The sequence below is a fragment of the Paenibacillus sp. QJM3NY_38 genome (assembly GCF_056173265.1).
In genome coordinates this window covers 1,623,600-1,636,674 of sequence record NZ_CM149665.1, presented here as the reverse complement: position 1 = coordinate 1,636,674, position 13,075 = coordinate 1,623,600, and the positions used below count along the sequence as shown (strand labels likewise).

The window sequence follows — 13,075 nt, the reverse complement described above, 5'->3', positions numbered from 1 at the left end:
CCCCCTCCTTGCACATGAAGAAAGCCCGCTTGGCTATGCAGCCTGCGAGCATGTTATGCTGCAACAACTATTGAATCATACCATAATTTTAGACAAAATGTGACACCACTTCTTGGCGGACTCTAACTTCTTCGTGATCAACGCATCCCTACATGAGCATCGGACTTACAGGGTGAATGCAGGATTACATGATTCTGCTGGTTAAGAGCGGCATTCAGGACAAATAAAGCTGATGCCCATACATGCCCGTTAACCGTTCTACCGCTTTATTCAGCAAACTCTCTTCAAAGCCCTCCAAGCCTTCGATGGCTTGGATTTTATCCGCCGGGGGCATCTCCTTCTGAAGATGCAAGCTCCAGTTCACGATGGCCTGTATGGCATCTTCATGCTCGAACTGGCTGTAATAAATATGTGCTTTGTACAGATAGCTGTCGGCATGCTCGGGAACCAGCCTCAGTACCTCGTCAAAAGCAGCCAATGCCGCATCCTCGTCCTGATCCTTGTAATAAATCTGTCCCAGTCTGAAATAAGCGCCCGGATGACCCGGCGAAAGCTCCAGCACTTGCAGCGTATCTTCCTTCGCCCGCGCATAATCCGCCATCGAATAATAGATTCCGCTTCGCAGGCTGTAGAGGCTGCCTTGCCCGGGGTTCAAACTGAGTCCTTGAGCGCAGTCCGCTAATCCCCGTTCCAGCTGTCCGGTCTCCACAAAGCAAACGGCACGAAACTCGTAAAATCTCGGATTCGACGGATGCGCCTGGATCGCCAGGGAATAAGCATCGATGGCGAGATCCCACATGCCCATTTCCTTATAGATATGCCCGCTGGCCGCCAAATAGGTCGGATGCTCGGAGAAGGACTCCTCCTGCTTAACCGCTTCCTGCAGTTCAAGCAGCGCTTCCTCATTGCGTCCCTGAAGATAGAGCACATAACTCAGCTTATTGCGGATTTCAGTCCCGTCCTGAAGCGCGGCTGCTTCCTTCAGAGCCTGCTCCGCAGATGGCAGATCATTCATCTCCATGTAAATATCGGCGCGCTGCACATAGTTCGGTGCATCATCATTCTCAAGCTTAAGCAGCTTGTCATTGATCGCCAGCGCCTCCTCCTGACGACCCAGCCGGTAATAGCTGTCGGCCATCCAATAGCAGGCCAGCGGGGAGTCCGGCTGTCTTGCATACAACTTCGAAATCAGCTCGTAGGCCTGATCCTCCAGACCATCCTCGCGATAAATCCGGGCCATGTCGAAATACGCGCGGTAATCGTCCGGCGCCGCTTCAATCGCCCATGCCAAATCCGCTTTAGCTGCATTTTTGTTACCGGAACGGTTGAAGACCTCCGCTCTCTTTAAGTAAAGCTCGTATGAATCCGGATACCGCTCTATGGCCTCCGATAGATAGTGCTCGGCCTGTCCGATGTCCCCAAGCTGCACGTACAGGTCCGCCATAGATTTCCGAAAAGAATACGCCTCCCGCACTTGCCGCTGAAACGTCTGAAATGCACCGTAGCTGTAGTTGGTGCTGCCTGCAAACAGCGCATATCCGCCATCCGCTTCCGCTTCATACCGATCGGCCAGCTGGATTCCCTCCTGCAGAACACCCACGGCTTCCTGCACATGATCCATCAGATCCAGGGATACGGACAGCATGTAATAATACATCGGGATGGCGCGTTCCGGCTCCTGGATGCTCAGGCGAAAATAGTGCGCCGCTTCCGCCGGATTGCCGCTCTCGTAAAAGGTCATGCCCAGCTCATAATAAGTTGAAATAACCGTGCTCCTGTCCTCTCTTTTAATGCTTTCCTTCAGATCGCGGATCGCCTCTTCATATTGATTCAAATCCTTGTGGGCAATCCCCCGGGTATACCAATTCATATAATTGTCGGCATTCAACCGAATCGCTTCATTTAGATCCTCAATGGCCTCGCGCTCCCGGTTCAGCTCACGCAAAATATGAGCTCGCCGCTCATAAGCGCGATGGCTTCCGCTCGTATCGATCACACGCCCCAAATAAGCTACGGCCTCTTCCGAATGGCCGCTGTTGTGCAGCAGCTCCGCATAGTGCAGCTTATCATTGAAACTGGTAATGGCACTTTCGCCTTTTCTCATATATTTAAGGGCTTGTTCAAAATCCCGCTTCTTCCTGTAATGGTTACCGATACGGAACCAGATCCGCTTCATCAACTTCATGGTGGCTCATCCTTTATTATGTAGATGTTATTCTTGGGCTCGTATGATCTGAGCAGAGGTTTCCTTCCTCTATCTCTATATTATACTTCCTCTATGTCCATTTGCACCCAAATTAAAAAGGAACCGTGCAGGCTCCTCTTTAGGTGTGTATCCTATTATATTGTACAAGGTTACCAAAAATGTCCAACGAAAGAAATACACGCGTTATTTAGTGAAACGATTTGATTTATTCTGCTTACGAACTTTTCCCCCATAGTATGCTGCTGTACCCAGAGAAATTCCCCAGATCAGGAAGAGCGCGTACCAGAAGTATCCCCACACCGCCATGGGGCTTGCATCTTGATCGGCATACATGGGGGCCGACTGAACGCGGCCGACCGCTAACAAATACTGCATGACGAAGTAAGTAAATCCCCATAATGACAACAAAACAGAACCGATGGCAGCTGGTATAATTAGCAACCATTTCGGTAAGCGCAGCCCCCACGGTCTGGCAAAAGCAAGCGCGAAAACGGCTGCCAATAAGGCCAGGGTACCCATTCCCCAGTAACCGATCACATGCGTCCAAAATTCATCAGGCGCTTCCTCGAAATCCCCAGGGAATGCAAACCCGATGCCAAGTCCCCACCAATAATGGGGGAGGCCATACATAACAGCGGCAAAACAAGCCGTATACCCGGCTTTCTTCATTCTTGAATGATTCATATCAATCACCTCAAGCTCATCATACTTAACGAAAAGAGCATTCAGATGACTTGTAGTTTAAGTTTAGTTTAAATATGCGGTGGAACCCGCTCTTGACTCTGTTCAGTACACCTTATGAATCACATCTTCGAAATCAGGATCTTCCATATCGATATCATCCAGCTCGCCCCAGCGGCCCAGCTCTTTAAAAATATCAAGCGTATTCATCTCGCGGCGATTCACCTCAATGGTGACGGTGTTATCCAACGTGCTTGTCACCCGAATCGGGACGGTAAAAGCCTCTTCGCCTAAAAATTCCTCGGGAATTACAAAAGGACCGCGGAAAGTGACGGTAATCACGGTAGGCAGCCCGATGGTGTCTCGTAATGACTTTACCGTTCCATCATAAGACAGCTCGCCGTTGTTAATGACCATCACGCGATTGCACAGCTGTTCGATATCATCCATGTCATGCGTCGTGAGCAGTATGGTCTTGCCGAATTGCTCGTTGATCAGCTTGAGAAAATGGCGGATGTTCCGTTTGGCGTTTACGTCCAGACCGATCGTCGGCTCATCCAGGAACAGCACGTCCGGATCATGCAGCATCGCGGCGGCGAGGTCGGCGCGCATGCGCTGGCCGAGCGACAGCTTGCGTACAGGCGTTTCCCAGAACGCCTGTAAATCCAGCAATTCGGCAAACTGTCCGAGTCTGCGCTCCTGGTCCGCCTGATCCACGCTGTACATTTTAGCCAAAATATCGTAGGAATCCTTCACCGGCAGGTCCCACCACAGCTGGCTCCGCTGACCGAACACAACGCCCAGGTTGTTCACGACGCTGCGCCGCTCCTTGTGCGGATTCATGCCTCCGATCGATACGTGACCCGAGGTCGGGTGGAGAATGCCGGTTAGCATTTTGATGGTGGTGGATTTGCCGGCCCCGTTCGGTCCGATGTAACCGACGAATTCCCCCTGCTCCACTTGAAAGCTGATTCCCTTCACGGCTTCCTTCGTCCGGTATTCTCTCGTAAACAGGGTTCGCAGCCCGGAGAAGCGCCCCTCCTTCACAACCGGCGTTTTGAATTCCTTGCGTATGTCGTGGACTTCAATCATTGACACGTTCCTCCTTTAGCTCCCTGTACTTTGATATTTGGTCAAACCAAACTGCCAGAATTTCAGACTTAAGAAGAGACATACCAGAGCCGCTCCAGCCAATGCGGGCAGCACCCAAACTCCGAGCTCGCCCCGCAGTATGTATAATGACGGGATGTAATTGACTAAACCGACCGGGACCACGATCAGCAGGATCGACGACATCCATTTGGGATACAGCGTGAGCGGATACTGGGCTGCCGTCCGGGCCGCGTCCTCCGTAATATTTTGAAGCTCGGTGATCCGGGTCGTCCAAAAACCGAACGTGGCGGTCGCAAGTCCGATCGAGAACAGGATGACGGCTCCCGTGACGATAATATAAAGCGATTGCGGCACCGCGCTCCATCCGACTTGCCCTGCCGCCATCATGCCATGCAGCGACCACCAGAGCAGAAAACCGCCTTGCAGCACTTCGCCCAGCATAATCCGGAATTTCTGCGGCATGAGCGCCAGCAGCACCGGCATGGGACGGGTCAGCAGCTGGTCAAGCTCCCCGTTGACCAGATAGTGTTCAAGATGATGCACTTCATCCGCAAACGTCCGGTAGAGCGTCTTCGATAAGGTCATAACGGCAAACAAATACCCGATTTCATGCATGGACCACCCCTGAATGGCCCCAAATTTGTAGAGGACGATAGCAACCATAAGAAATTCAGAAATTTGGATCAGCGCCGCCAGAAACGAAGCCAGGATAAAATTGAATTTGTATTGCATGCGGCTTTTGATGCTGGTGCGGATCAGCAGCGTGTACAGAGATAGCCAGGATCTCGTGGTCATCCTCCTTGCACCTCCACTTTCCGTCTTAGGAAGCCTGTTGCCAGCAGGCTGGCCATCGTGAGCAGCACGCACCACAAGAGCGTCCCCCATAGATAGGAAACGTCATCAAAACCCAGATAGATCCGGGTCGGCACATAGAGCAGATACGGATACGGCGACCACCAGGCCATCGTCTGAAGCCAGCCCGGCAGCCATTCAATCGGAATAAAGAAGCCTGCAAGAAGATTGATCATCGCATGGTTGCCCCAATACAACCAGGACGATTCCGTTGTCCATAATGCGGATGCGCCGATGAGATAGTTGATGCAGATCGATAAATAGGCGGCTCCTGCAAGCGCAATGGCTACATAGAGGAAGGTAGATGCTTTTCCGGGTAAATGCAGCGAGAAAGCAAAATAATACACCAGGTAGATCGGGATTGATTTGTAAACGAATTGGTAGGCGATTTGCCCCCATTCCTTGGCCATCAAATGACTGAACAAATGAACGGGACGCATCAAATCCAGAGAAATATGGCCGGTTCGCACGGCTTGGGGAATGCCGAGGCCATTCGTGACGAAACTGGAAACCCAGAGCGCAGCTTGTGTAAAGGCGATATAACCGACCATTCCCTGCGTTCCGTAATCTCCGAGTGCGTAGTCTGCACCGAGACCGATCCAGATACAGGCATACATGAAGCCAAACATCGCGCTGGCGATATTGTGCACCATGTGTGCGCCGCGGTACTGCAAATTGCGGGCATAGGCTTTGGAAGCCAATGTGAAATAAAGCATGAAGCACCTCCGATAAGCATTTTAGATGGCGGACCCATCCACTTCAGACAAGGCGAAAATGAGAGAAGGACAATAGCATACCAGAACGTTCCAGATCAGGCAAGGCTTTTTTCGGAAGGAAAATATGCGGACGATCCGGGATACAAAAAGAAGCCTTCTTCTCCGGGGGTGGTTTCAAAAGAAAACCACCCAGGGAGTTTGAAGACTTCGGAATCGTCATATAAATGATCAGGCTCATCATCTTATACCGCTTGCAACAGACGGCAAGCTTATGGTGTCACTGACCCTCTCGCCCAATTTCCGTATCGGGTTCAGGACCACGGCTAGAGACTGGCTCTGGATCCGGACTCGTTCTGTACAGATACTGAAGCTGCTGGAACGGCTGCGGCTGGAAGAATGACGATTGCTGATGTGCCTGCTGCGAATAGGTTACCGGTTGCGCATAGGGTGCCGGTTGCGCATAGGGTGGCGAGAAGGAAGCTTGCGACGGATACGATGGCGGCTGTGAATAAGGGGAATACGATGGGGAAACACCGTACTGCTGCATCCTCGCTTGTTGATAATTGTATGGATACGATGGATACGATGGATATGATGGCGGTGGTGCATATCCATAATAGCTAGGCGGCGAAGGTTGCTGTGCGTTAAACGGAAATGGCTGGCCAAACGGCCGCCGCTGAATCGATTCAACGTAGGGGGCATGTTCGTCCCGCTTGCCGCAGCCCGGCGGTGGCCCCAATATGACCGTTTCCTTCAGCGGAGCAACCGCTTTGGCGTAATCCTCCTCATTCACGCAGTAGGCGATATGCAAGATCTCCTTCGGAATATGCCTGAGGAAGTCCGACCCATATACGATATCCGGCGTCGGCTTATCAAATATAGTCAGAATATGGGCTTTGTCGCTCAGTGTCAGAATCCAATGGAACCAGCCTTTTGGTAACATCGATACCTGTCCCGGTTTTAGCTTGTAGGTCATCAGCTTCTGGGTGAAGGGATTAAATACGGAAGTCAGCACTTCGCCGCTGATGACAAACACCAGCTCGTTCACATTTGTATGCCAATGGGGCTGAATGATGATCCCTTTGGTCATATGAACATTGAAGAATCCTGTGGCAATGGCCGGCATCTGGTTTTCAAACACCTGGGTTATGTAATTTCCCGCATCGCGTTTATAGTTCAAGGTGTCGTTTGAGTCCGCAAACAGCTTCAAATTCGGAGATGTCAGTACTGGATCCAGCATCGTATTCCTCCCTTGAAAGTTCTTGATCTATCTGTATGCGTAGATGGCCCGGCCTATGTAGAAGGGGATCGCCGGGACAGGAAAAAAGACGTGATCTGTCAGATCACGTCCCTATGCATCATCGGCTCCTGAAACTCGCCGAAATAGTCTACCAGGAATGACTGGAATTCTCTTGCGGCCTTGGACAAATATCGCTGCTCCAGCCACGCTAGAGTGAAGGTACGGTAGCAGGAAGGTTTCTCGATACGCACCATCGCGTACGGCGGCTCTTCATCCCCTTTGCACCCGGGTACAAATGCGGCTCCAAGCCCGGCGGCCACCAGACTTCCCAAAGCGGCAGGTTCATCCACTTCACAGACGACATCCCGGCTGATCCCGGCCAATCGGCAGAACTCCTCATTCATTTTACGGAACGGGTGGCCTTCCTTGTATTCGATGAAGGCTTCCCCCGCAACGTCCTGAAGGGAAATGCTCTTCCTGCCCGCCAATCGATGACCGTGGGGTACCGCCAAGAACACCTCGGCATGGAGGACCGGGATTTCCCGAAACTTGTCATCATCCAATGCCGCTGCCGCAAAGCATAAATCAACTTCCCCATTCTCCAGCATCTGTACCATCTCCATCATCGAGTCAGGCGGAATCTGGATAATGCGGAAATTCACATCAGGATATCGCGCACGGAAAGCTCCCAATGCTTTGGACAGCCGGGGCAGTGCCGTCGTTGCAATGCGGATGCTGCCCCGCTCCATACCTGCCAAATCCGACACCTCTCTCTTCCCTTCCTCAAGCGCTGATAATGCCGTATCCACGCTTTTCAGAAAAGCCTTCCCGAATGAATTGAGCTTGATTTGCCGATTCTGCCGATCAAACAGCTGTACCCCCAAATCTTCCTCTAACCTGGCAATCGTCTTGCTGAGCGCAGGCTGGGCAATTCGGAGTTCCTTCGCAGCCTTGGTCATATGCTCCATTCTGGCCACCGTCTGAAAATAATGCAGCTGAAGCAGTTCCACGATGTTGTTCCTCCTTTATTAATACCCTTGAGTATATGAATGCATGTCATAATATATATTTTTATTTATTAACTATCGATTGTAGAATAAATCGTAACCAAAGGAAAGGGGGAAATCACATGAACGAACAACAGCAACAACCACCATCGGCAGAAAAATTAATACGCATTCTGGCGTTTACGATGATTCTCTCATCGATGAGCGCAACGATGTTTAATATCGTGCTTCCGGAAATCAGCAAGCAATTCCAGCTTTCCTTTGCCCAGGTCAGCTGGGTATCGTCGATTTACATGCTGATTTATGCCATAGGCTCTGTCCTATATGGAAAATTGGCCGACACCTATAAACTCAAAAATCTGCTCACTTTCGGTTTGCTTCTCTTCCTGGTCGGTTCCATTGCAGGATTGTCGGCACAAGCTTACTGGATGGTGCTGCTGGGCCGGATCCTCCAGGCTGCGGGGGCAGCCGTCATTCCGGCAACCGCCATGATCATTCCCGTTCGCTATTTCCCTGCGGAAAGCCGGGGCCGAGCGCTCGGCATAACCGCCACTGGACTCGCCATCGGAAGCGCGATTGGGCCGGTAGTCTCGGCTTTGATCGTCAGCGTGTTCCACTGGAGATGGCTCTTCTGCATCCCGCTGTTGATCCTTGTTACCTTGCCGCTGTACCGCAAATATTTGGGTAATGAACAAGGTCAGGGTGGACGAATCGATTGGCTCGGCGGCGGCCTTCTCGCCGGAACGGTTGCGCTGCTGCTTCTTGCGGTGACGCAGAGTAGATGGATATTCGGCGTAGGCAGCTTCATGCTGTTCCTGTTGTTCCTCCTGCGCATTCGATCGGCTAAAGAGCCTTTTGTCCAGCCCCGTTTATTCAGCAACAAAAGCTATTCGGTCGGTCTGGTCCTCGGCATATTCATCATGAGCGTCGGTTACGCCCTGCCTTTTCTTACTCCGCAGCTGCTGGCGGATATTAACGGTTTGGCTCCGGGATGGATCGGATTTGTTATGGTGCCGGGAGCCGTCGTTGCGGCCATACTCGGCGGAAGAGGCGGCAAGCTCGCGGATACCAAGGGAACGCGTTATCTGTTCTATACAGCATCCACCCTGCTTCTGCTCTGTTTCGCCCTGTTGTCCACCTTCGCGGGCGTATCGCCATACCTCATTGCGCTCATTCTGGTCTTCGGCAATGTAGGTCAAATATTTATGCAAATCTCGCTCTCCAAGACCATCTCATTGTCGCTGCCCAAAGAGCAAACCGGTGTCGGGATGGGATTGTTCTCGCTGCTTAACTTCCTGTCCGGCGCGATTGCCACGGGGGTGTACGGCAAAGCCGTCGATCTTGGCGCCGGCAGCTCCTGGAATCCGCTGAACCTGTTCCAGGGTGCCTCCACCTACAGCAACATCTATATCGTCCTGGTTGCCTTGCAAGCTGGAGTTCTTCTGCTGTTCATGCTGCAATTTGGCAAAGCCGCGGGGCAGCGTAAGCTGCAGCTTCAAACTACGAGCTCTAAATGAGACAAGAACAAGAGATATTCAACAAGCTTAAAAGGAAAAACCACCGGAGTAATCGGCTTCTTTAAGCCTCTCCGGTGGTTTTAATTCTATTTTACATAGCCGCCCGTTTCAGCTGGCCGTAATACAGGTCGCTGTAGAACCCTCCCAGCTTCAGCAGTTCATCATGGGAGCCCTGCTCTAATAAGCGTCCATCCTTGAGCACCAGGATGCGGTCCGCCGAGCGGATCGTGTTTAGACGGTGGGCAATGACAAAGCTCGTCCGCCCTTTCATCAATCGCTGCAATCCTTCCTGGATTTTGATTTCCGTTACGGTATCAATGCTGCTTGTCGCTTCATCCAGCACCAGCATGGAAGGGTTAGCCAGAATCGCCCTCGCGATTGCAAGCAGCTGCTTCTGTCCTTGACTGATGCCGCTGCCGTCAGGCTTGAGTTTCTTGTCATAACCATCCTTCATCCGCACGATAAACGAGTGGGCGTTGGCCAATTTAGCGGCTTCTTCCACTTCCTCATCAGTGGCATCCAGTCTTCCGAAGCGAATATTCTCACGGATCGTGCCCTGGAAGAGGAAGGAATCCTGCAGCACAAAAGCCATCTGCGAGCGCAGACTCTCCCTGCGGATCGAAGAAATATCCCGCCCGTCGAGGGTAATCCTTCCACTGTCCGGATCGTAAAACCGGGAGAGCAGCTGAATTAAGGTCGTTTTCCCCGCACCGGTCGGACCGACCAACGCAATCATCTCGCCGGGTTTCGCTTCAAAGCTGATTCCTTCCAGAGTGTCTCCGTCTTTCTCATAAGAAAACGAGACGTTGTCGAACTTCACCGCGCCCTCCACGCTCTTCAGCGTGACAGCAGCTCCTTCGTCCTTCGCTTCAACCTCTTCATCCAGCACCTCGAATACGCGTTCCGCCCCGGCAATGGCAGACAGCAGCGTATTCCATTGGTTCGCGAGATCGTTCAGCGGTCTCGTAAACTGCCTTGCATAACTCTCAAATATAATGATGACGCCGATCGTAATATGTCCCTGGATCGCCATGATGCCGCCGATGCCCGCTACGATCGCAAAGCTCAAGTTGTTGAGCCCGTTCATCAGCTTCGGAATGAATCCTGATATGCTCTGCGCCCAGAAGCCCGACAGACGAATCCGTTGATTGCGCTCATCGAATTCGCGGACCACCCGTTCTTCCTGGGAAAAAGCCTTAATAATCCGCTGCCCCGACAGCGTTTCTTCAATATAACCGTTCAGATCCCCCAGGTTGCGTTGACGCTCCTTAAATAAGGGACCGGTCCGCCGGGTAATCCAGCGCATCCCCATCATCATCAGAGGCACGACCAGGAATGTCAGCAGCGTAAGGAGCGGACTAAGCCATAACATGACGGTTAATGTGCCGATTAAGGTCAACACGCTCGAGAAAATTTGAATAGCTGAGCTGTTGAGCGTTGAGCTCACATTCTCGATATCATTCGTCAGGCGGCTCATGATCTCGCCCTGCTGGCGCTTGCCGTAGAACGGGATCGGAAGCCGGTGCAGATGCGTGAACAGATCCATCCGCATCCGGTACACCGTCTCTTGGGCGATGCCGATCATCCAGACGTTGTGCAGCCAAGCGGTTAAAGCCTGAAGAACATAGACGGCGGCCAAGCCAACGAGAAAATACAACCAGGCCGCGTCGATGGAGCTGTCCGGATTACGCACATCATCCAGAAATCTATCCACGCCGACGCCAAGCAGATAGGGACCTAGCAATGCAAGGCCCGAGCTGATCAACACCATCAGCAGCACGAGTGCGAGCTTGCCTTTGCGGCGGGCGAGATAAGTCCATATTCTGGAGAGGGTGCCCGACCAGTTTTTGGCCTTGGCCTTTGGCTTGCTCCCCTGGCCGCCATCCTTATTCTTGCCAAGATCAATCTTCGGTCTTGGATGACGAAACGGTTCAGTGAATGCCTTGAGCATGCTGCTGCGCCTCCTCTCCGTATTGGGATTCATAGATGCGTCGATATAGAGAGGAACTTTCCAGCAAATCTTCGTGGTTCCCTTTTCCAATCAAACGCCCATCGTCCAGCAGCAGAATCAAATCAGCCGAAGTGGTCGAGCTGATCTTCTGCGTAATCAAAAACGTCGTACAGGACAAATCCTTCAGGGCATCCAGCAGAGCACCTTCCGTTCGGACGTCAAGGGCGCTGGTGCTGTCGTCCAGAATAAGGATGGCGGGCTTTCGCACAAGCGCCCGCGCAATGGACAAGCGCTGCTTCTGTCCGCCGGACAAGTTGACCCCGCGCTGGCCCAGCATCGTGTCATAACCGTTAGGCAGACGGTCAATGGTATCGTGGATTTGCGCTCTGCGCGCCGCTTCTTTAATTTCCTCCATGGAAGCATCCTCGCGTCCCCAGGCAATGTTCTCCCGGACCGTACCGGAGAAGAGCAGCACTTCCTGCGGCACATACCCGATGCTGCTGCGCAGATTTACCTCATCGATCGATCTCGCGTCCATTCCGTCTATGCGTACTGTTCCCTTCTCTTCCTCGTAAAGCCGCGGAATCAGCTGTACTAATGAAGATTTGCCGGAACCTGTTGCTCCCATAATCGCGATCCGCTCTCCGGGCCTCGCTTCAAACGAAATATCCGTCAGCACGGCGATGTCGCTGCCCGGATAGCTAAAGCTCACTTGCTCGAACTTCACGCCTCCTTGAATTTGAACCTTTTTATTCTTATCCTTGCCCTCGCTTGCTGCATCCTCTTCCGTCTTTAACACCTCTTGCGTCCGCTGTGCGGAAGCGCGTCCCCGGGAGAAGGCAACGACAACCCAGGACAGGGCGGACATGGCGCCGATACAACGCAGGGAATAATTGACTACGGCAACCACTTCGCCGACGCTGGCACTGCCGGACGCGATGTCTTTGCGGCCGAACCACAGGACCGCCATAATCCCTGCATTCATAATGAGAAGAATAAACGGCATCGTTGTCTCCGTTAATCGCAAGGTCGAGACCGTGGTGCTCATCAGCTTGCCAGAGGTACGGGCAAAGCGTTCAATTTCGTGACCCATGCGCACGAATACGCGTATCAACCGAATGCCGGTCAGATTCTCCTGAATGACGCCGTTTACCGCATCCAGTCGCTGCTGTACATGGCGGAACGCATCCGCTGCCCGCTTCATAATCCAAGCGATAAAAATAAACAATAATGGCACGGTAAGGACAAGCAGCAAGCCCAGCTTCACATTCACCACCAATGCCATGATGATGCTTCCCAGCACAACGAGCGGAACGCGCGTCATAAACCGCAAGCCCATGAACACCGTATCCTGAATCTGGGTGACGTCACCTGTAAGTCTGGTAATCAAAGATGAGGTAGCAAACCGGTTAAATATCGAATAAGAGAAGGACTGCACCTTTTCATACAGCTGATCACGCAGATCATAGCCGAGTCCCTGACTCGTATGCGCCGCAAAAAAAGAGCTGGATATCCCCGCTATAAAGGCAATAATAGCGCTTCCAGTTAAAACGGCTCCCCACATCCATACAACGGACAAATCCTGTTTCTGTATGCCGTCGTCAATGATTTTAGAGATGAGCAGCGGCTGAATCAGCTCAACGGTGAGCTCAATCAGCATCATGACCAGTGCCGCAATCGCTGCGACGCGGTACTTTTTCAAGATCGAGAAAACCATTCCCATAAGCATTCCTCCGAGGCTGAAGACCTTTATCATGTTCATACATCAATTACCCACGGGTCTTCATGTAGT

At 52.2% G+C, this 13,075-nt stretch carries 10 protein-coding genes; 1 reads left to right on the top strand and 9 read right to left on the bottom strand.

The features are described 5' to 3' along the window. Nucleotides 1-214 precede the first annotated feature (214 nt). The 7 genes from AC0VZ8_RS07095 to AC0VZ8_RS07065 form a co-directional block, all read right to left on the bottom strand. Nucleotides 215-2,185 carry a tetratricopeptide repeat protein gene (locus AC0VZ8_RS07095; protein WP_475486492.1) on the bottom strand — a complete coding sequence of 657 codons (1,971 nt, stop codon included), beginning with the start codon at nt 2,183-2,185 and terminating at the stop codon, nt 215-217. 204 nt (nt 2,186-2,389) lie between these two features. Beyond that, complete coding sequence (locus tag AC0VZ8_RS07090; RefSeq protein ID WP_475486491.1) at nt 2,390-2,890, bottom strand: DUF3995 domain-containing protein; 501 nt, start codon at nt 2,888-2,890, stop codon at nt 2,390-2,392. A gap of 102 nt (nt 2,891-2,992) precedes the next feature. Beyond that, nucleotides 2,993-3,979 carry an ABC transporter ATP-binding protein gene (locus AC0VZ8_RS07085; RefSeq protein WP_475486490.1) on the bottom strand — a complete coding sequence of 329 codons (987 nt, stop codon included), beginning with the start codon at nt 3,977-3,979 and terminating at the stop codon, nt 2,993-2,995. 15 nt (nt 3,980-3,994) lie between these two features. Next, the gene (locus AC0VZ8_RS07080) at nt 3,995-4,795 is read right to left on the bottom strand and encodes an ABC transporter permease (protein ID WP_475486489.1); all 801 of its coding nucleotides are present in this window, start codon (nt 4,793-4,795) and stop codon (nt 3,995-3,997) included. Then, complete coding sequence (locus AC0VZ8_RS07075; RefSeq protein WP_475486488.1) at nt 4,792-5,568, bottom strand: ABC transporter permease; 777 nt, start codon at nt 5,566-5,568, stop codon at nt 4,792-4,794. Before AC0VZ8_RS07075 ends, AC0VZ8_RS07080 begins: the two co-directional genes overlap by 4 nt. A gap of 277 nt (nt 5,569-5,845) precedes the next feature. Beyond that, nucleotides 5,846-6,808 carry a cupin domain-containing protein gene (locus AC0VZ8_RS07070; RefSeq protein ID WP_475486487.1) on the bottom strand — a complete coding sequence of 321 codons (963 nt, stop codon included), beginning with the start codon at nt 6,806-6,808 and terminating at the stop codon, nt 5,846-5,848. A 98-nt stretch (nt 6,809-6,906) separates the two neighbouring features. After that, nucleotides 6,907-7,818, bottom strand: a complete 912-nt coding sequence (locus AC0VZ8_RS07065) for a LysR family transcriptional regulator (protein ID WP_220686243.1) — start codon at nt 7,816-7,818, stop codon at nt 6,907-6,909. A gap of 119 nt (nt 7,819-7,937) precedes the next feature. Between AC0VZ8_RS07065 and AC0VZ8_RS07060 the strand changes: the two genes are divergently transcribed. Further along, on the top strand, nt 7,938-9,332 hold the full coding sequence (locus AC0VZ8_RS07060) for an MFS transporter (protein WP_475486486.1): 1,395 nt from the start codon (nt 7,938-7,940) through the stop codon (nt 9,330-9,332). A gap of 91 nt (nt 9,333-9,423) precedes the next feature. Here AC0VZ8_RS07060 and AC0VZ8_RS07055 read toward each other — a convergent pair whose 3' ends face one another. Beyond that, on the bottom strand, nt 9,424-11,283 hold the full coding sequence (locus tag AC0VZ8_RS07055; RefSeq protein ID WP_475486485.1) for an ABC transporter ATP-binding protein: 1,860 nt from the start codon (nt 11,281-11,283) through the stop codon (nt 9,424-9,426). After that, nucleotides 11,264-13,006, bottom strand: coding sequence for an ABC transporter ATP-binding protein (locus tag AC0VZ8_RS07050; protein ID WP_475486484.1), 1,743 nt, complete (start codon nt 13,004-13,006; stop codon nt 11,264-11,266). The genes AC0VZ8_RS07055 and AC0VZ8_RS07050 overlap by 20 nt, the downstream gene beginning before the upstream one ends. Nucleotides 13,007-13,075: the final 69 nt, after the last annotated feature.